At 67.5% G+C, this 18283-nt stretch carries 17 protein-coding genes; 13 read left to right on the top strand and 4 right to left on the bottom strand.

What is annotated here, in order from left to right:
* Window positions 1-37 precede the first annotated feature (37 nt).
* From lpxD to QP609_RS06415, 8 genes are all read left to right on the top strand, one after another.
* Window positions 38-1060, top strand: a complete 1023-nt coding sequence (gene lpxD / locus QP609_RS06450) for a UDP-3-O-(3-hydroxymyristoyl)glucosamine N-acyltransferase (protein ID WP_014646493.1) — start codon at window positions 38-40, stop codon at window positions 1058-1060.
* Window positions 1057-1515, top strand: coding sequence for a 3-hydroxyacyl-ACP dehydratase FabZ (fabZ, locus tag QP609_RS06445; protein ID WP_005415845.1), 459 nt, complete (start codon window positions 1057-1059; stop codon window positions 1513-1515). The genes lpxD and fabZ overlap by 4 nt, the downstream gene beginning before the upstream one ends.
* A 16-nt stretch (window positions 1516-1531) precedes the next feature.
* Window positions 1532-2323 carry an acyl-ACP--UDP-N-acetylglucosamine O-acyltransferase gene (gene lpxA / locus QP609_RS06440; protein WP_014646492.1) on the top strand — a complete coding sequence of 264 codons (792 nt, stop codon included), beginning with the start codon at window positions 1532-1534 and terminating at the stop codon, window positions 2321-2323.
* A gap of 53 nt (window positions 2324-2376) precedes the next feature.
* A complete protein-coding gene (lpxB, locus tag QP609_RS06435; RefSeq protein WP_134967132.1) occupies window positions 2377-3579 on the top strand; it encodes a lipid-A-disaccharide synthase in 1203 nt (400 codons plus the stop codon).
* Window positions 3576-4235 carry a ribonuclease HII gene (locus QP609_RS06430; RefSeq protein ID WP_014646490.1) on the top strand — a complete coding sequence of 220 codons (660 nt, stop codon included), beginning with the start codon at window positions 3576-3578 and terminating at the stop codon, window positions 4233-4235. Before lpxB ends, QP609_RS06430 begins: the two co-directional genes overlap by 4 nt.
* A gap of 237 nt (window positions 4236-4472) precedes the next feature.
* Window positions 4473-8063, top strand: coding sequence for a DNA polymerase III subunit alpha (gene dnaE / locus QP609_RS06425; RefSeq protein ID WP_100449673.1), 3591 nt, complete (start codon window positions 4473-4475; stop codon window positions 8061-8063).
* 64 nt (window positions 8064-8127) lie between these two features.
* Window positions 8128-8997: a hypothetical protein gene (locus QP609_RS06420; protein ID WP_014646488.1), complete on the top strand. Its 870-nt coding sequence runs from the start codon at window positions 8128-8130 to the stop codon at window positions 8995-8997.
* A 113-nt stretch (window positions 8998-9110) separates the two neighbouring features.
* Window positions 9111-10070, top strand: coding sequence for an acetyl-CoA carboxylase carboxyltransferase subunit alpha (locus tag QP609_RS06415; RefSeq protein WP_014646487.1), 960 nt, complete (start codon window positions 9111-9113; stop codon window positions 10068-10070).
* Window positions 10071-10209: 139 nt separating this feature from the next.
* Here QP609_RS06415 and QP609_RS06410 read toward each other — a convergent pair whose 3' ends face one another.
* Window positions 10210-10665 carry a CopD family protein gene (locus QP609_RS06410; protein WP_014646486.1) on the bottom strand — a complete coding sequence of 152 codons (456 nt, stop codon included), beginning with the start codon at window positions 10663-10665 and terminating at the stop codon, window positions 10210-10212.
* Between the two features lie 149 nt (window positions 10666-10814).
* On the opposite strand from QP609_RS06410, the gene QP609_RS06405 reads away from it, so the two are divergent.
* Both QP609_RS06405 and phaZ read left to right on the top strand, forming a co-directional pair.
* Window positions 10815-11405, top strand: coding sequence for a class I SAM-dependent methyltransferase (locus tag QP609_RS06405; protein WP_197621004.1), 591 nt, complete (start codon window positions 10815-10817; stop codon window positions 11403-11405).
* A gap of 93 nt (window positions 11406-11498) precedes the next feature.
* Window positions 11499-12806 (top strand): polyhydroxyalkanoate depolymerase, encoded by a 1308-nt coding sequence (gene phaZ, locus QP609_RS06400; protein ID WP_014646484.1) that lies wholly within the window; start codon window positions 11499-11501, stop codon window positions 12804-12806.
* A 199-nt stretch (window positions 12807-13005) separates the two neighbouring features.
* On the opposite strand, the gene QP609_RS06395 is transcribed toward phaZ, so the two are convergent.
* Window positions 13006-13995, bottom strand: coding sequence for a sensor domain-containing protein (locus tag QP609_RS06395; protein WP_014646483.1), 990 nt, complete (start codon window positions 13993-13995; stop codon window positions 13006-13008).
* Complete coding sequence (locus QP609_RS06390; RefSeq protein WP_059033797.1) at window positions 13992-14357, bottom strand: PadR family transcriptional regulator; 366 nt, start codon at window positions 14355-14357, stop codon at window positions 13992-13994. Before QP609_RS06390 ends, QP609_RS06395 begins: the two co-directional genes overlap by 4 nt.
* Window positions 14358-14493: 136 nt before the next feature.
* On the opposite strand from QP609_RS06390, the gene QP609_RS06385 reads away from it, so the two are divergent.
* Window positions 14494-15396 carry a peptidylprolyl isomerase gene (locus tag QP609_RS06385; protein ID WP_075075656.1) on the top strand — a complete coding sequence of 301 codons (903 nt, stop codon included), beginning with the start codon at window positions 14494-14496 and terminating at the stop codon, window positions 15394-15396.
* A gap of 588 nt (window positions 15397-15984) precedes the next feature.
* Here the strand turns inward: QP609_RS06385 and QP609_RS06380 are convergent.
* A complete protein-coding gene (locus QP609_RS06380; RefSeq protein ID WP_197621005.1) occupies window positions 15985-16857 on the bottom strand; it encodes a DMT family transporter in 873 nt (290 codons plus the stop codon).
* A 115-nt stretch (window positions 16858-16972) separates the two neighbouring features.
* Between QP609_RS06380 and QP609_RS06375 the strand changes: the two genes are divergently transcribed.
* Window positions 16973-17917 carry a LysR substrate-binding domain-containing protein gene (locus QP609_RS06375; RefSeq protein WP_014646480.1) on the top strand — a complete coding sequence of 315 codons (945 nt, stop codon included), beginning with the start codon at window positions 16973-16975 and terminating at the stop codon, window positions 17915-17917.
* A 68-nt stretch (window positions 17918-17985) separates the two neighbouring features.
* The gene (locus tag QP609_RS06370) at window positions 17986-18279 is read left to right on the top strand and encodes a hypothetical protein (protein ID WP_005408721.1); all 294 of its coding nucleotides are present in this window, start codon (window positions 17986-17988) and stop codon (window positions 18277-18279) included.
* The last annotated feature ends 4 nt before the right edge of the window (window positions 18280-18283 follow it).

The raw sequence follows: 18283 nt of genomic DNA, 5'->3' as shown, positions 1-18283 counted from the left end.
GCATGACCGAAATGGCGTCACACGTTAAACTCCCGCCGTGAATACTCCCACCTACACCGCCCAGCAACTCGCCGAGCAGTTCGGCCTGCAGGTCCATGGCGACCCCGCCACCGCCATCCATGGCGTGGCCACCCTCGCCCATGCCGGCCCTGGCCAGCTGACCTTCCTTGCCAACCCGCGCTACCGCGCCCAGCTGGCCGACAGCCAGGCCTCGCTGGTGGTCCTGCGTGCCGACGACGCCGAGGCCGCCCCGGGCACTGCGCTCGTCGCCAAGGACCCGTACACCGCGTTCGCCAAGATCGCCGCGCTGTTCGACATCGCGCCGACCCGCCCACCGGGCATCCACCCCAGCGCCGTCATCGACCCCAGCGCCCAGGTGGCCGCCAGCGCCCATATCGGCCCGTTCGTTTCGGTCGGTGCGCGCAGCGTGGTCGGCGAGAACTGCATCATCGGCACCGGCAGCGTGATCGGCGAGGACTGCAGCCTGGATGCCGGCTGTGAACTGATCGCCCGCGTGACCCTGGTCACCCGGGTCACGCTGGGCAAGCGCGTGCGCGTGCATCCCGGTGCCGTGCTCGGCGCCGACGGTTTCGGCCTGGCGATGGACGCTGGCAAGTGGATCAAGGTGCCGCAGCTCGGCGGCGTCCGCATCGGCGACGATTGCGAGATCGGCGCCAATACCTGCGTCGACCGCGGCGCGCTGGAAGACACCGTGCTGGACGAGGATGTGCGCCTGGACAACCTGGTGCAGATCGCCCACAACGTGCAGATCGGCGCGCATTCGGCCATCGCCGGCTGCACCGGCATCGCCGGCAGCGCCAAGATCGGCCGCTACTGCCTGCTTGGCGGCCACGTTGGCGTGGTCGGCCACCTCGAAATCTGTGACAAGGTCGTGATCACCGGCAAGTCGGTGGTCCGCAACTCCATCCATGAGCCAGGCGAGTACTCGTCCGGCACCCCGTTGACCGACAACCGCACGTGGCGCAAGAACGCCGCGCGCTTCAAGCAGCTGGACGCATTGGCTCGCCGCGTCCTGGCTGCTGGCAAGGAGAAAGAATGAACGATTCGCTGCAGCTTCCGATCGATGTCTGCCAGATCCAGGAACTGCTTCCGCACCGCTACCCGTTCCTGCTGGTGGACCGGGTGCTTGAACTCGACGTCGAGGCCAAGCGCATCCTGGCGCAGAAGAACGTCAGCATCAACGAGCCGTTCTTCCAGGGCCACTTCCCGGGCCGCCCGATCATGCCCGGCGTGCTGATCATCGAAGCGCTGGCGCAGGCCGGCGGCGTCATGACCCAGCTCACGCTCGGCCGCGATGCGCAGTCCAAGCTGTTCTACATGGTCAAGGTGGAAAACGCCCGCTTCAACAAGCAGGTCGTGCCCGGCGACGTGCTGATGCTGGACGTGCAGATGAAGCGCCTGATCCGCAACATGGGCTGGTACTACGGCGAAGCCAAGGTCAACGGCGAAGTCGTCGCGTCGGCCGAGGTCATGTGCGCCGGCGCCAAGGGCTGATCCACTGGAGGCAGCAATGACTGACAACGCACCGCGGATCCACCCCACCGCCGTCATCGATCCGGCCGCGCGCCTGGCCGACGATGTGCAGGTGGGCGCCTTCACCCTGATCGGCCCCGATGTTGAAATCGGCGCCGGCACGGTGGTGGGCCCCCATTGCAGCATCCACGGCCCGACCCGGATCGGCCGCGACAACCGCTTCGTCGGCCACGCCGCGATCGGTGGCGAGCCGCAGGACAAGAAGTTCGCCGGTGAGCGCACCGAACTGGTGATCGGCGACCGCAACGTGTTCCGCGAGTTCGTCACGCTCAACCGTGGCACCGGCGGCGGCGGCGGCATCACCACCATCGGCAACGACAACTGGATGCTGGCCTACACGCACGTGGCGCACGACTGCCATGTCGGCAATTTCTGCGTGTTCTCCAACAACACCACCCTGGCCGGCCACGTGACCGTGGGCGACTACGTGATCATCAGCGGCTTCGCCGGTGCCCACCAGTTCTGCCGCATCGGTGCGCATGCCTTCCTCGGCATGGGCGCGCTGACCAATGGCGATGTACCGCCGTTCACCATGGTCGGTACCGATTCGCTGGGCCGCCCGCGCGGCATCAACAGCGAAGGCCTGAAGCGCCGCGGCTTCGACGCCGACCGCATCTCGGCCATCAAGCGGGCCTACCGCACGCTGTACGTGGCCGGCCTGCCGCTGGCCGAAGCCAAGCAGCAGCTGACCGAACAGGCGCGTGACAGCAATGACGTGAAGGCCATGCTGGACTTCATCGAGCACGCCGAGAGGCCCTTGCTGCGATGAGCAGCACGACCGGCCAGGCGGCGGCCGGCGCCGCGGTGATTCCGTTGGCCTCGATGGCCGGCAGCGTTCCCGCACAGCGGGTGCTCAGCGAGCGCCCGTTGCGGATCGCGCTGGTTGCCGGCGAAGCGTCCGGCGACCTGCTCGGTGCGGGCCTGGTGCGTGAACTGAAGGCGCGCTTCCCGAATGCCGAGTTCGCCGGCATTGGCGGCGATGCCATGCGCAGCGCCGGCTGCCAGACCTGGCACGATGCCAGCGAGCTGGCGGTGATGGGCCTGACCGAAGTGCTGCGCCACCTGCCGCGGCTGCTCAAGCTGCGCTCGGCGTTCCGCCAGCGCGCCCTAGAATGGCAGCCGGACGTGTTCATCGGCATCGACGCACCCGACTTCAACCTGGGCATCGAGCGCTGGCTGAAGCAACGCGGCGTGCGCACCGTGCATTACGTCAGTCCCTCGGTCTGGGCCTGGCGCGAGAAGCGCGCCGAGAAGATCGGCAGCAGCGCGGATCTGGTGCTGTGCCTGTTCCCGATGGAACCGCCGATCTATGCCAGGCACGGCATCGACGCACGCTTCGTCGGCCACCCGATGGCCGATGACATTCCGCTGCAGGGCAACCGCGAGGAAGCCCGTGCCGCGCTCGGGCTGCCGACCTCGGCCAAGGTGCTGGCGGTGTTGCCGGGCAGCCGCCTGGGCGAGATCTCGCGCCTGGGCGAACCCTTCTTCGAAGCCGCCTGGCAGGTCTCTGAACGCATTCCGGGCCTGCATGTGGTGGTGCCTGCCGCCAACCCGGCCTGCCGGCAGCTGATCGAAGAACAGCTGTCGCGCTCGGCGTTGCCGGTGGCCTACTCGCACGTGCTGGATGGCCAGGCGCGCAACGCGATGATCGCCGCCGACGTGGTGGTGCTGGCCTCCGGCACCGCGACCCTGGAAGCCATGCTGGTGAAGCGGCCGATGGTCGTCGGTTACCGCGTCAACGAACTGACCTATCGCCTGGTCAAGGCGCTGGGCCTGATCAAGGTCGACCGCTTCGCCCTGCCCAACATCCTGGCCGGCCAGGACCTGGCGCCGGAGCTGATGCAGCACGACTGCACGCCGGACAGGCTGGCCGCGGCCATCCAGCAATGGTTCGACCACCCGCAGCGGGTGATCGACCTGCAGGACACGTACGTGCGACTGCACGAGCGCCTGCGCCGCAATGCTTCGGCGCGTGCCGCCGATGCCGTCGGCGAACTGCTGATGCGCGACCAGGCGCAGGCATGAGCCGCCGTCACGCCGCAGCGGCCAGCCTGGCCCTGTTCGACGGCGCGACGGTGGTCGAGCCGGAACGCCTGGTCGCTGGCGTCGACGAGGCCGGACGTGGCCCGCTGGCCGGGCCGGTGGCGGTGGCGGCGGTGGTATTCGATCCGTCACGGCCACGCATCAACGGCCTGGACGATTCCAAGCAGTTGACGGCGGCCCGCCGCGAACAGCTGCATGACCGCATCATCGAGCGTGCCCTGGCCTGGCACGTGGTGCTGGTGGACGTGGACACCATCGACCGCCTGAACATCTACCAGGCCACCCTGCAGGGCATGCGTGACGTCGTTGCAGCGGTTGCCCATGTGGCCGGCTTCGCCCGCATCGATGGCAACGTGGTGCCCAAGGGCCTGGTGCTGCCGGCGCAGGCGCTGGTCGGCGGCGATGGCATCGACCGCGCGATCATGGCCGCCTCGATCCTGGCCAAGGTCTCGCGCGACCGTTACATGCAGGACGTGCATACCCGCCACCCGCAGTACGGCTTCGAACAGCACAAGGGCTATGGCACCCCGGCCCACCTGGCCGCCCTGCGCGAGCACGGCCCCTGCATGGAACACCGGCGCAGCTTCGCCCCGGTGCGTGAGTGCCTGGGCCTGACGCAGGCGGCGGCCATCGCCTGAGCCTGCTGGAGTTGTAGAGCCGAGCCCATGCTCGGCTGCTGTGGACAGCCGAGCATGGGCTCGGCTCTACAGAAGGCGGCCTCCCGCACGCCTGAATCCGGCGCCACGCCGTGCCCCTGTCAAGCCTTGTGGCAACCCCCTGCCCTCGCTACCCTGACCGGGCATTCCAGCGCTTCCCGACCCCGGCGACGATCTTCCGTCAGCACCCGGGGCCCGCGCGCTCCAACCTGGTCCGGCATGTCCAACTCCCGCTTCGTACATCTCCACGTCCACACCGAGTTCTCGCTGGCGGACTCCACCATCCGTGTGCCGGCCAAACCGGACCAGGCGGACCCGAAGAAGGCCAAGCAGGCCAACCTGCTGTCGCGCTCGGTCGAACTCGGCCTGCCCGCGCTGGCGGTGACCGACCTCAACAACCTGTTCGCCCTGGTCAAGTTCTACAAGGCCGCCGAAGGCGTGGGCATCAAGCCGATCGCCGGTGCCGACGTGCTGATCGCCGAGGAAGGCCAGGACCCCTGGCGGATGACCCTGCTGTGCCGCGACCGCGAGGGTTACCTGAGCCTGTCGCGGCTGCTGACCCGCGCCTGGATGGAAGGCCATCGCCCCGAGGGCGGCGTGGCCGTGCACCCGGACTGGCTGAAGGCCGGCAACGCCAACCTGTTCGCATTGGCCGGGCGGCAGAGCCTGGCCGGGCGCCTGGCGCTGGACGGCAAGCATGAACTGGCCGAGCAGCAGCTGGCCGACTGGCAGCGCGTGTTCGGCGATGGCCTGCACCTGGAGCTGACCCGCACCGGCCGCGAGGGCGAGGAAGCCTTCAACCAGTTCGCGCTGATGGCCGCCGGCCAGCGTGGCCTGCCGGTGGTGGCCAGCAACGACGTGCGCTTCCTGTCGCCGTCGGACTTCAGCGCGCACGAAGCGCGCGTGTGCATTTCCACCGGCCGCGTGCTGGACGACCCCAAGCGCCCGCGCGAATACAGCGACCAGCAGTACCTGAAGTCGGCCGAGGAGATGTGCGCGCTGTTCGCCGACATCCCCGATGCGATCGACAACACGCTGGCGCTGGCCGAGCGCTGCAACATCGAGATGCGGCTGGGCACCTACTTCCTGCCCAACTACCCGGTGCCGGACGACGAGACGCTGGACACCTGGATCCAGAAGATGTCGCGCGATGGGCTGGAAGAGCGCCTGGAGAAGAATCCGCTGGCGCCGGGCAAGACCCGCGAAGAGTATTTCGAGCGCCTGGAATTCGAGCTCAACACCATCATCAAGATGGGCTTCCCGGGCTACTTCCTGATCGTGGCCGACTTCATCCAGTGGGGCAAGAACCAGGGTATTCCGATCGGCCCCGGCCGTGGTTCGGGTGCCGGTTCGCTGGTGGCGTGGGCGCTGAAGATCACCGATCTGGACCCGCTGCCGTACAACCTGCTGTTCGAGCGCTTCCTGAACCCGGAACGCGTGTCGATGCCCGACTTCGACATCGACTTCTGCATGGACCGCCGCGACGAGGTGATCGACTACGTCGCCCGCAAGTACGGGCGCGAGCGCGTCAGCCAGATCATCACCTACGGCACCATGGCCGCCAAGGCGGTGGTGCGCGACTCCGGCCGCGTGCTCGGCTTCCCGTACGGCCTGGTCGACGGCGTCTCCAAGCTGATCCCGAACATCCTCGGCATCCACCTGAAAGATGCGCTGGGCAAGGGCAAGGAAGGCCCGAGCTCTGAGATGGCGTCGGCCGAACTGATCCAGCGCTACGAGACCGAGGACGATGTCCGCGACCTGATCGACCTGGCGCTGCAGCTGGAAGACCTGACCCGCAACGCCGGCAAGCACGCCGGTGGCGTGGTGATCGGGCCCGAGCCGCTGAGCGAGTTCTGCCCGCTGTACGCCGAACACGACGAGAACGGCCTCGGCAAGAACCCGGTCACCCAGTTCGACAAGAACGACGTGGAAGAAGTGGGCCTGGTGAAGTTCGACTTCCTGGGCCTGCGCACGCTGACCATCATCGACTGGGCGGTGAAGGCGATCAACAAGCGCCATGAGCGCGCCGGCATCCCGCCGGTGGACATCGCCGCGATCCCCCTGGACGACACGCCCACCTACAGGGACATCTTCGCCAACGGCAACACCGGCGCGGTGTTCCAGTTCGAATCCTCGGGCATGCGCCGCCTGCTGAAGGACGCGCGCCCCGACCGTTTCGAAGACCTGATCGCGCTGGTGTCGCTGTACCGCCCCGGCCCGATGGACCTGATTCCCTCCTTCAACGCGCGCAAGCACGGCCAGGAAGAGATCATCTATCCCGATCCGCGCACCGAAGCCATCCTGAAGGACACCTACGGCATCATGGTGTACCAGGAGCAGGTCATGCAGATGGCGCAGATCGTCGGCGGCTACTCGCTGGGCGGCGCCGACCTGCTGCGCCGCGCGATGGGCAAGAAGGTACCGGCCGAAATGGCCAAGCACCGCGAGATCTTCCGCGAAGGTGCAGCCAAGGGCGGCGTCGATGGCCCCAAGGCCGACGAAATCTTCGACCTGATGGAGAAGTTCGCCGGCTACGGCTTCAACAAGTCGCACGCCGCTGCCTACGCGCTGGTCAGTTACCAGACCGCCTGGCTGAAACGCCATTACCCGGCTGAGTTCATGGCGGCCACGCTGTCGTCCGATCTGGACAACACCGACAAAGTGGTCGGCTTCCTCGACGAGGTGCGCAACCTCGGCCTGACCGTGCTGCCGCCCAAGGTGAACCAGTCGGCCTTCATGTTCGAAGCGGTGACGCCGGACACCATCCAGTACGGCCTCGGGGCGATCAAGGGCGTCGGCCAGGGTGCCTGCGAGGCGGTGGTCGAGGAGCGGCTGAAGGGCGGCCCGTTCAAGGACCTGCTCGACTTCTGCACGCGCGTTGGTTCGGCCAAGCTCAACAGGCGCACGCTGGAAGCGATGATCAACTGTGGTGCGTTGGACGAGCTCGGCCGCAACCGTGCCTCGCTGATGCTGCAGCTGCCGGAGGTGATCAAGGCTACCGACCAGATGGCCCGCGAGCGGGCTTCGGGACAGAACTCGCTGTTCGGTGGCCCGGACCCGAGCGCGACCACGATCCAGCTGGACCTGCCCGAAGCCGAGGAGTGGCCGCTGCTGCAGCGCCTGAACGGCGAGCGCGACACGCTGGGCTTCTATCTCAGTGGCCACCCGTTCGATCCCTGGCGCGACGATGTGCGCGATCTGGTCGGCAATGACCTGGGTTCGGTGGAGAAGATCTGGAGCGCCAACAGCGGTGGTGGCGGCGGCGGCGAAAAGCGCTGGCGCCCGGAGGTGCAGACGGTGCTGGCCGGCCAGGTGGTCGGCGTGCGCCGCAAGGGCGAGAGCCAGATCTTCATCCAGCTTGAGGACGGACGTGGCCGCGTCGAGTGCAGCGCGTTCTCCGACGCGATGGCCGAGTTCGGCCACCTGATGACCAAGGACCGCATCCTGGTGGTCAAGGGCGGCCTGCGCGAGGACGAGTTCAATGGCGGCTTCGCGCTGCGCATCCGCCAGTGCTGGGACTTCGATGAGGTCTGCGCCAACTACGCCACGCGGCTGTCGCTGCGCCTGGACCTGCGCCAGCAGCGCCCGGTCTGGGAGCGCATCGATGCGCTGCTCGACCGCCATCGCCCGGGACGGACGCCACTGCGCCTGGACCTGCTGCTGAAGGGGCCGCACGGCGGCGTCGCCGGCATGCTCGATGTGTCCGGGCAGAGCGCGGTACGCATCGATTCCAAGCTGATGGAGGCGCTGCGCGCCGACCCGGCCGTGCGCACGCTGAAGGTGCGCTACAGCCCGCCATGGGCCAGCTGAGGCTGGCTCCCTCGCTGTCCTGTCTCCCCTGTTTCCCCGTTCCAAGTATCAAGGACGATTGCCGATGAAGACCCTGCTGTTCCCGTTCGCTGCCGCACTGGCCCTGGCCGCCTGCTCCCCGTCGAAGATCGAGTTCCAGATCGACAACCCGACCGACACGCCGCTGGCGTTGAGCATCGACGGCCAGGACCTGCCGGTGGCCGCACAGGGCTCGCGCCCGGTCTCGCTCGCTGTCGGCGAGCATCGCCTGCATACCGACAAGCTCGGTGATGTGCGCTTCATCGTCTACGTCGACGGTCGTGGCGGGCTGATCAATCCGACCCTCAGCGAGTACGTGATCGCCCGCGAGATCTACGTCACCGACGAGAGCAAGGTGAAGAACTTCGGCGTCGGCAACAGCGGTATCCAGCTCGGCGGCGTCGACTTCGAAGGCCCGTTCGAGAAGCGCCACGACCTGTTCATCGACAAGACCTGGACCTACGGCGTGCGCGAACCCTTCCCCAAGGAAAAGGTGGTGGCCCACGTTGATTCCAGCGGCGGCCAGATCGTGGCCAAGGTGTTCACCGCTCCCGACTTCATCGCTTACGTGGAAGAAGGCATGGGCGAGCCCGGCGCGTTCAAGCGCGAACAGCCAGGTGGCTACGTGGCCCCGGCCTACAGCCTGGAACCGGCCCCGGCCAGCCTGCCGGCGCTGGTGCCGGCCTTCGAGGCCCACGCCGCGCCCCTGCGCGAGGTCTACGCGCGCTGGCTGAAGGCCACCACCGCCGATGAACAGAAGGCCCTGCGCAAGCAGGATTTCGCCGCGCAGATGGCCTTCACCTCGGCCACTGCCACCCTGGGCAGCGGCCTTGGCCGGGAAGCCAACGAGGCCTACAACGACTTCGTCTCCCAGCGCAGCCAGTTGATGGGCCGCAGCGCCCTGGTGGTGCCCTGAGCTGACTGGCGCCCCCTGCCCGGCTGCGCTACCGTCGCCTTCCAGACGAAGGCGTACGGGTGGTTTGCACGCATTCGGCTAGAATTCCCCCCTTCTTTACACGACGGCTTCCGATGAATCCGAACTACCTCGACTTCGAGCAACCCATCGCCGACCTGGAAGCCAAGATCCAGGAGCTGCGCAACGCCAGTGCCGGGCCGGCGGTCAATGTCGAGGCGGAAGTGCACGCGCTGCAGGACAAGCTGCGCATGCGCACCGCGCAGATCTTCCGCAACCTGACCTCGTGGCAGGTGCTGCAGCTGGCCCGCCACCCGTCGCGCCCGTACACCGCCGACTACCTCCGCGTCATGTTCGATGAGTTCCAGGAGCTGGCCGGTGACCGCGCCTTCGCCGACGACAAGGCGATCATGGGCGGCCTGGCCCGCATCAATGGCCGCGCGGTAATGGTGATCGGCCACCAGAAGGGCCGCGACACCAAGGAAAAGATCAAGCGCAACTTCGGCATGCCCAAGCCGGAGGGTTACCGCAAGGCACTGCGCCTGATGAAGATGGCCGAGCGCTTCGGCCTGCCGGTGCTGACCCTGATCGACACCGCCGGCGCCTGGCCGGGCATCGACGCCGAGTCGCGCGGCCAGTCCGAAGCGATCGCGCGCAACCTGATCGAGATGGCCGAGCTGAAGGTGCCGATCATCTGCACCGTGATCGGTGAAGGCGGCTCCGGCGGTGCGTTGGCACTGGGTGTGGGCGACCGCACCGTGATGCTGGAATACGCGGTGTACTCGACCATCACCCCGGAAGGCTGCGCCTCGATCCTGTGGAAGGACGCGGGCAAGGCCAAGGAAGCGGCCGAACAGCTGGGCCTGACCGCGCCGCGCCTGAAGAGCCTGGGCCTGGTCGACAAGGTCGTGCGCGAGCCGACCGGTGGCGCCCACCGCAACCCGACGCAGATGGCCAAGCGCCTGAAGGCCGTGCTGCTGAACGAACTGGACGCGCTGGACAAGCTGTCCACCGAACAGCTGCTGGAACAGCGCTACACGCGCCTGCGCAGTTACGGCACGTACGAAGCAGCCTAAGCCCGGTAGTGCCGGCCGCTGGCCGGCAACACGAGGTGATTGCAGAAATGAAAGAGCCGGGCATTTGCCCGGCTCCTTCGTTTGCGCCCTGACAGCATCCACGCATGGCGTGGATCTACCGGACGCAGGTGACCCCGCCTCAGAACGGCTTGGCCAGCACCAGCCACACGATCGGAATGAACGCCAGCAGCGGGATCTCGTTGATCCAGCGCAGCGCGCGCGACGACGGCAGCGCCCGGCCCTTGGCCACGCCCTTGAGCAGGCGGCCGGTCCAGCCGAAGTACACCAGCAGCACCACCACCAGCCCCAGCTTGGCGTGCAGCCAGCCGGCAGCTCCCGGCGCCACCATGGTCGGGAAATCGGGGATGACCTTGTAGCCCAGCCACAGCACCAGGCCGAGCAGGAACGCCAGGCCGAACATCGAGTGGCCGAAGCGGTACAGGCGCAGGCCCATCAGCTGCAGGCGCTCGGTCACCGCCGGCTGGCCCGCGGTCTCGGCCAGGTTCACCAGGATGCGCGGCAGGTAGAACACCGTGGCCATCCACGCCACCACGAACACGATGTGGAAGGTCTTGACCCAGTAGTAGCTCTGCATGCGCTCGCTCCGGCGGCTGGCGTAGGTTGGCGGCCATTCTCGCATGCCGTGGCGAAGCCGCCGCAGGCACGCGCGCCGCGACACATCGACGCATGGCGCGCCGCAACACCGTACGATAGGCGCCGTTTTCCCCGATCGCGCACTGCCCCATGGACAAGACCTACGACGCCGCCTATTTCCAACGCTGGTACCGCCGTACCGATATCGGCGGCAGCGCCCGCCTGGGGCGCAAGGTGGCGTTGGCCGTGGCCAGCGCCGAGTACTACCTGGAGCGACCGATCCGCAGCGTGCTGGATATCGGCTGCGGTGAAGGCGCCTGGCGCGCGCCGCTGCTGAAGCTGCGTCCGAAGGTCGAATATCTCGGCTTCGACAGCAGCGAGTACGCTGTGCGCCGCTACGGCAGGACCCGCAACCTGCACCTGGCCCGCTTCGGCGACTTCGCCTGGCTGCGGCCCTGCGCCCCGGTTGACCTGCTGGTGTGTTCGGACGTGATGCACTACGTGCCCGACCGCGAGCTGCGTGCAGGACTGGCCGGCGTGGCCGAGCTGACCGGCGGCGTGGCCTTCCTGGAGACCTTCGCCGCCGAGGACGCGTTCGAAGGCGACCACGACGGCTTCCAGGCCCGACCGGCGCGCTGGTACCGCCGCACGCTGGCCGGCCAGGGCCTGCAGCCGGTAGGGTCGCACTGCTGGCTCGGCCCCGCCCTGGCGGGCGATGCGGCCGCGCTGGAACGGATGTGAATCCGGATTCATTATTTTCAGCCGACTTAACCTGCGGGACACCTGGATGGGATATGCTGCGCGGCAACATATGACCATACATATTCGGTCGTCATGCTCTATCAACTGCACGAACTGACCCGCAACCTGCTCGCCCCCTGGGTGCACCAGGCCCAGGCCAACGCCAGGTTCTTCGCCAACCAGGGCCACTGGTGGTCGCAGATGCCCGGCGCTGATCGCCTGGCGGCGGTCAATGAACTCTTCCACCGCATCGGCAAGGATTACGAGAAGCCCGAGTGGGGCATCAACGAAATCGACGTCGATGGCGAGCGCGTGCCGATCGTCGTGCACGAGGAAGTGAGCAAGCCGTTCTGCAAGCTGCTGCGCTTCAAGCGCCACAGCAATGAAGCCGACCAGCTGCACACCATGCTCAACCAGCCGTTCGTGCTGGTGGTGGCGCCGCTGTCCGGCCACCACGCCACGCTGCTGCGCGACACCGTGCGCACGCTGCTGCGCGACCACCGCGTGTACGTCACCGACTGGGTCGACGCGCGCATGGTGCCGGCCAGCGAAGGCGAGTTCGGGTTGGATGACTACATCGCCTACATCCAGGAGTTCATCCGCCACCTCGGCGTCGAACGCCTGCACGTGGTGAGCGTGTGCCAGCCGACCGTACCGGTGCTGGCCGCGGTTTCACTGATGGCCAGCCGTGGTGAACCGACGCCGCGCACGCTGGTGATGATGGGTGGCCCGATCGATGCGCGCTGCAGCCCGACCGCAGTGAACAACCTGGCCACGCAGAACCCGCTGTCGTGGTTCGAGAACAACGTCATCCACACCGTGCCGGCCAGCTATCCGGGTGCCGGCCGCCGCGTGTACCCGGGCTTCCTGCAGCACGCCGGCTTCCTGTCGATGAACCCGAGCCGCCACTTCAGCTCGCACTGGGATTTCTACACCGACCTGGTCAAGGGCGACCTGGAAGACGCCGACGCGCACCGTCGTTTCTACGACGAGTACAACGCGGTGCTGGACATGCCGGCCAGGTACTACCTCGATACCATCCGCGTGGTGTTCCAGGACTTCCTGCTGCCGCGTGGCGAGTGGGTGGTCAACGGCGAGAAGGTCGATCCGTCGGCAATCCGCGATACCGCGCTGCTGAGCATCGAAGGCGAGCTGGACGACATCGCCGGCCTTGGTCAGACCGAAGCCGCGCAGGCGCTGTGCACCGGCATCACTGCGGACCGCCGTGAGCATTTCATCGTCGAAGGTGCCGGCCACTACGGCATCTTCAGCGGCCGTCGCTGGCGCGAGGTGGTGTACCCGAAGGTGCGCGACTTCTTCGCCGCGCATGCCGAAGCCCCTGCGGCGAAGGCCGCGAAGAAGAAGAGCAACGTCACCCCGTTGCGGCGCAAGGCGGGGTAACTCGCCTCTGGCGTGTGCCGACCTTGGTCGGTACGCCTTGGTAGATGCCAACCTTGGTTGGCGCTCTACCGTGAATCCCTGCAGCTGATGGATCGTGCCAACCAAGGTTGGCACCTGCCAAAGCAAAGCCCACCAAACGTCCCGGCGCTGATGGCTTGTGCCAACCAAGGTTGGCACCTGCCGAAGCATGCGCGCCCGCTTACAACCGCACCAGCAGGTTCTTGGCAATCAGCCCATGCAGCTTGCCGATGCCGCGTGCCAGGTGCATCGTCAGCACCAGCAGCAGTGCGCCCGCCGCAGCAACCGCGATCGCCACCAGCGGCGAGGCCGCCATCGGCAGCACATTCACGTCGTTGATGTACACGCCGGGGATGTCACCACTGAAGATCGCCGCGACCGGCGCCCAGATCAGGCTCAGCGACAGCGACAGCAGCGTCACCGCGATGGTGAAGTAGATCACGCCCAGCGGCAGCATCAGCACGAAGTACAGCAGCGTCAGCCAGGTACGGCCATCGGTGAACATGTCGCCGATGCGCTGCAGCCAGGTGCGGCTGCGGTCGGTGTAACGCGGGCGGCGCGGCATGCGCTCGCCCAGCAGCGCTTCCACCAGCCGTCCTTCCAGCAGCGCCAGCCCGCGCACCGAGCCGAAGAACAGCACGGTCAGCGGAATGCCGATGATCAGGATCAGCAGGCCCAGCGACAATGACAGGCCGGTCACCACCCAGGTGAAGAAGAAGATGCCGGTGGCCAGCGACAGCAGCATGTAGAACAGCGCACCGTAGGTGTGCGGATCGGTCACCACGCCGAAGAAGCGCGCCAGCAGCGAACGCTGCACCGGCGCCTGCGGCGGTGAGGCCGGCTCGACGCCACTGGCTTCCGCCGCTGCACGCAGCACCGGCGCGGTATCCGCACGCGGCGTACGCAGCGCGCGGTTCACCGTCACTTCGGTCTCGCGGTAGATGTCGGCCACTTCATCCGGCGCGCCATAGCTGCCGGCAACGTCGGCGATCACCTCGGCCTCGCTGCGGCCGGGCTGCGCCGCCAGCTCCGAGCGCAGGTATTCCTCGGCGTCGTACAGCGCGTCCTGCACCATCGCCGGATCGGCACCTTCCAGCGCCGCGCGCAGCTGCGCCAGGTACTGCGGGATGGTCGTGGGCAGGGCGCGGCCTGCCAGGCTCGGGTCGTTCATTGCGGTACCCCCTCCAACACGGAATCGACGGAATCGCGGGTGGCCTGCCAGGCGTGGCGCCACTGCGCCAGCACCTCGCGGCCACGTTCATTGATGCGGTAGTAGCGCCGCGGCGGCCCGCTGCTGGACGGCTCCACATGGCTTTCCAGCAGGCCGGCGCCCTCCAGGTTGCGCAGCACCGGGTACAGCGCGCTCTGCTTGCCGCTCAGCACGCCCTCGCCCACCCGCTCCAGCTCCTTGGCAATGAGGTAGCCGTACAGCGGCTCCCCGGCCCGGGCCAGCACCGCCAGCAGGGCCAGCGACACCGTTCCGGCGCTGAGTTCCTTCTGGAACTTCTTCAGGTGGACATCGTCCTCGGACATGACCGGCCCTCCACTACGTTGAAGTCCACAGTAGTGCGAAGTTCGGTATAGCGAATGTGTCGTTAGTCACTCTCCCGGTTGGCGCCGCTGCGCGGCTCGCGCAGAATCGAAGCCTCGTTCATGTTCCGGGGTTCCCATGCCGCACCGCCGTTGCCTTGCCCTGACCGCCCTCGCCCTGGCCTGCCTGCTGCCCGCCCTGGCCAGCGCGGCCACGCCCTACCGCAGCCCTCAGCAGATCCTCGACGCCTCGGCGGCCAGCGACTGGCGCACCCCGGACCCGGCCAACCTGCTGTACATGGACCTGCCGGCCGGTCGGGTCATCATCGAGCTGGCACCGCAGTTCGCCCCGCGCCATGTCGCCAACATCCAGACCTTCGCCCACGAGCATTTCTGGGACGGCACCAGCATCTACCGCTCGCAGGACAACTTCGTGGTGCAGTTCGGCGATGCCGACGCCGATGACGCAGCCAAGGCCAAGCCGTTCGGCAGCGCCGCGCGCAAGTTGCCGGCCGAGTTCGAGCGCGCCAGCGCCGGCCTGAAGGTCACCGTGCTGCCGGACCGCGATGGCTGGGCCGCGCAGACCGGTTTTGTCGACGGCTTCCCGGTCGGCCAGGACCCGCAGGCCGGCAAGGCCTGGCTGGCACATTGCTACGGCATGCTGGGCGCGGGCCGCAGCAACGAGGAAGACAGCAGCATCGGTGCCGAACTGTACGTGGTGACCGGACAGTCGCCGCGCCAGCTGGACCGCAACATCACCCTGGTCGGTCGCGTGCTGAAGGGCATGGAGCTGCTCAGCGCGACGCCGCGCGGGCCGGCGCCGATGGGCTTCTACACCGACCCGACACTGCGCACGCCGATCGTGTCGATCCGCCGCGCCAGCGACGTGCCGGCAGCCGAGCGCACGCCGATCCAGGTACTGCGTACCGACTCGAAGACCTTCGCCGATACGGTGGAGGCGCGGCGCAACCGCGTGGATGATTTCTACAAGCGCCCGGCCGGGCATATCGATCTGTGCAATATTCCGGTGCCGGTTCGCTGATGGTTTCCTGCGCGTGACGCGTGCTGAAGGTGCTTCACTGTTCATGGGCGTTACTTTTCTTTGTACGCAAAGAAAAGTAACCAAAAGAAACGCGCCGCCAGGTCGCGAGCCGCCGTGTTTCGCACGTCGGTCCCCTGCGCTTCTCGGTGAATCAGGGGACGGTGTGCACAAGGCAGCCGACTAGCAGTCGGCTCTACAGGACATCGGCACCTCTTCGCCCCTGATTCCCCTGCGATGCTCGGGTCGCTCAAGGCGGACCCAGTTCAAAGGCCACAGCTGCATCCAGAAGATCCACGCAATGCGTGGATGCTTTTGCTGTTGATCTTGACCTTCCAGTCCGCCTTGAGCGAGCCGAGCACCGCAGGTCTGGCGAGGGCGAAGAGGCGCGGGTGTCTGAGCGCAGCGAGTTCCCGCGCCGTCCCTCGACGGGCCGAGGAGCGCAGGGCACCGGTGCGCAGCACCGGCTCGCGGCCTGGCGGCGTGTTTCTTTGGTTACTTTCTTTGCACGAGCAAAGAAAGTGACACCTCTCCGCAGGCGTGGAAAAGAGCTGCCGGGCAGCGCCCGGCACTACCAGTGCGTCGGCGCGCTCAGCCCTTCTGACTCACCGCCACGCTGCCCAGAATCAACACACCCGCAATCAACATCTGCACCGTCACCGCCTCCCCCAGGAACAACCACGCAAACGCCGCGCCGAACAGCGGAATCAGGTAGGTCACCGTCGACGCCCGCGACGGGCCGATACGACCGATCAGGCGGTAGAACATCAGGAACGCCATCCCGGTGCAGGCCACGCCCAAGGCAATCGCCGCGCCCCACGCCTTCAGCGGAATCGCCGCCTGCGGCCAGTGGGTCACCGCCATCGGCAACATCCACAGCGAGGCACACGACAGCGTTGCAGCAGCGGCCGCCGCCGAGGGCAGGCCGGTCATGTGCCGCTTCACCAGGTTCACGCCCAGGCCGTACAGCAGCGAGGCCGCCGCACCAGCCAGCACTGCAGTGCCGATGCTCAGGCCCGAGACTTTGGCCGTGGCCAGTACCACCACGCCGGCGAAGCCGACCAGCAACGCGCCCGCGCGGCGCATGCCGATCTTCTCGCCGAAGAACAGGAAGGCGATCAGCGCGGCAAACAGCACGGTCATCGCATTGCAGATGGCGCCGATCGCCGCAGGGGCTCGCTCGGCCGCGTAGGCGAACAGCACGAACGGCAGCGCCGAGTTGATCAGCCCGATCGGTGCCAGCCACAGCCAGCGGCGCGGTGGGAACTGCGCGCGGGCACGCCACAGGAACGGCAGCAGCACCAGCGCGCCCAGCACCAGCCGCACCTCGACCAGCGCGAACGGGCCGAACGACGGCACCGCCACCCGCATGAACAGGAACGAGCAGCCCCAGATGGCGCCCAGCAGGGTCAACTCCAGCGGTGTGCGCCAGTCGCGCTCGGCTGCCTGTGGGACCGCATTCATGCCTCGCCTCCGTCCATCGTCAATTCCTCGCCAAGGCAGACAGGATCGGGCGCAGACGCCTGCCGCACAAGCGCGTAGTATCGCTGCCAGCCACAAATATGGTTTGAGGCTCGACATGCAGCTACGCCCTTCCCTGCTCCCCGCACTGGCCGTGTTCGCGGTCGCCGCGCGCCACCAGAACTTCGCCCAGGCCGCGCAGGAGCTGCACCTGACCGCCAGCGCGGTCAGCCACCATGTGCGCCGGCTGGAAGAAGTGCTGGAAGTACGCCTGTTCCTGCGCCACGCCCGCGGCGTGCGCCTGACCGCCGAGGGCCGGCAACTGGCCGACGCCGCCAGCGCCGCCTTCACCGATGTCGCGGCCGTCGCCCATCACCTGCAGCCGGATGCCGACAGCGTGCCGTTGCGGATCACCACGCTGCGCTCGCTCTCCTACTGCTGGCTGCTGCCACGGCTGCCGCGCTTCACCCAGGCCCATCCGCACATCCGCATCGAGCTGCACACCGGCAGCGGCCTGGATCGCTACGACGACAATGGGCCGGAAGTCGGCATCCGCTACGGTCTGGGCCAGTGGCCGGGCCTGCGTGCGCAGCACCTGATGGACGACTACCTGTTCCCGGTGGCCTCGCCGGCGCTGGCCGGGGTCGAAGCACTGGTCGATCCGGCGCGCATCGCCGACCTGCCGCTGCTGACCGACCTGTCGCCGCAGGGCTGGCGCGACTGGTTCCGTCATGCCGGCGTGCGCCCGCCCTCGCCGCTGCCGCCGATGCACACCTTCGCCGACAGCACCGATGCGATGCGTGCAGCGGTGTACGGCATGGGCGCGGTGCTGGCACGTACCCACATCGCGCAGCCCTACCTGCAGCGCTACGAGGTGGTACGCCTGCCCGGCCCGGCGCTGAAGGCGCGCTATGCGTATCACGTGGTGCATGCCGAAGGACAACCGCCGAGCCCGGCCGCACGCCTGTTCATCGACTGGTTGCTGGAGCAGGCGCAGGACGAACGCACGCCGATTCCCGCATTGCCGGACAGCCTGCTCGGACGCCCGGCCACACGCGCCTGACTGCGCCCTCACCCGTTCTTTGCCCGGCGCTGGCTAGGCTGCAGGCAACTCCACAACGTACCTACGCCATGGCCATGCTGCGACTGCGCATCACCGGAACCGAAGACGACGCCCGCGCCATCAGCGACCTGCTGCTCGGCCTGGAGGGCATCGAACATGTCGAGGAAACCGACGACCTGATGCCGCACATGGACGACGACGATTCCAGTTCGGCGGGGCTGTCCGATGACATCGGCCCGGGCATCCACGAGCTGGAAGTGGAAGTCGGCAATGAAAGCACCGCGCAGAAGGTGCGCGACGCGGTGCAGGAACTGGCGCTGGAGCTGGATGTGTTCGTCGAGTACGAGACCGACGAGGGCTGACGCC

It is taken from the genome of Stenotrophomonas sp. 8(2023), assembly GCF_030345295.1.
Lineage (GTDB): Bacteria > Pseudomonadota > Gammaproteobacteria > Xanthomonadales > Xanthomonadaceae > Stenotrophomonas > Stenotrophomonas muris.
This window is presented reverse-complemented; position numbering and strand designations above follow the sequence as displayed.

Coding starts and splice junctions, on each gene's coding strand:
- phaZ (WP_014646484.1), top strand. CDS start 11,499: ATGCTCTATCAACTGCACGAACTGACCCGCAACCTGCTCGCCCCCTGG.
- QP609_RS06415 (WP_014646487.1), top strand. CDS start 9,111: ATGAATCCGAACTACCTCGACTTCGAGCAACCCATCGCCGACCTGGAA.
- QP609_RS06385 (WP_075075656.1), top strand. CDS start 14,494: ATGCCGCACCGCCGTTGCCTTGCCCTGACCGCCCTCGCCCTGGCCTGC.
- QP609_RS06430 (WP_014646490.1), top strand. CDS start 3,576: ATGAGCCGCCGTCACGCCGCAGCGGCCAGCCTGGCCCTGTTCGACGGC.
- QP609_RS06380 (WP_197621005.1), bottom strand. CDS start 16,857: ATGAATGCGGTCCCACAGGCAGCCGAGCGCGACTGGCGCACACCGCTG.
- dnaE (WP_100449673.1), top strand. CDS start 4,473: ATGTCCAACTCCCGCTTCGTACATCTCCACGTCCACACCGAGTTCTCG.
- fabZ (WP_005415845.1), top strand. CDS start 1,057: ATGAACGATTCGCTGCAGCTTCCGATCGATGTCTGCCAGATCCAGGAA.
- QP609_RS06420 (WP_014646488.1), top strand. CDS start 8,128: ATGAAGACCCTGCTGTTCCCGTTCGCTGCCGCACTGGCCCTGGCCGCC.
- lpxA (WP_014646492.1), top strand. CDS start 1,532: ATGACTGACAACGCACCGCGGATCCACCCCACCGCCGTCATCGATCCG.
- QP609_RS06410 (WP_014646486.1), bottom strand. CDS start 10,665: ATGCAGAGCTACTACTGGGTCAAGACCTTCCACATCGTGTTCGTGGTG.
- QP609_RS06375 (WP_014646480.1), top strand. CDS start 16,973: ATGCAGCTACGCCCTTCCCTGCTCCCCGCACTGGCCGTGTTCGCGGTC.
- QP609_RS06405 (WP_197621004.1), top strand. CDS start 10,815: ATGGACAAGACCTACGACGCCGCCTATTTCCAACGCTGGTACCGCCGT.
- QP609_RS06395 (WP_014646483.1), bottom strand. CDS start 13,995: ATGAACGACCCGAGCCTGGCAGGCCGCGCCCTGCCCACGACCATCCCG.
- QP609_RS06390 (WP_059033797.1), bottom strand. CDS start 14,357: ATGTCCGAGGACGATGTCCACCTGAAGAAGTTCCAGAAGGAACTCAGC.
- QP609_RS06370 (WP_005408721.1), top strand. CDS start 17,986: ATGGCCATGCTGCGACTGCGCATCACCGGAACCGAAGACGACGCCCGC.
- lpxB (WP_134967132.1), top strand. CDS start 2,377: ATGGCCGGCAGCGTTCCCGCACAGCGGGTGCTCAGCGAGCGCCCGTTG.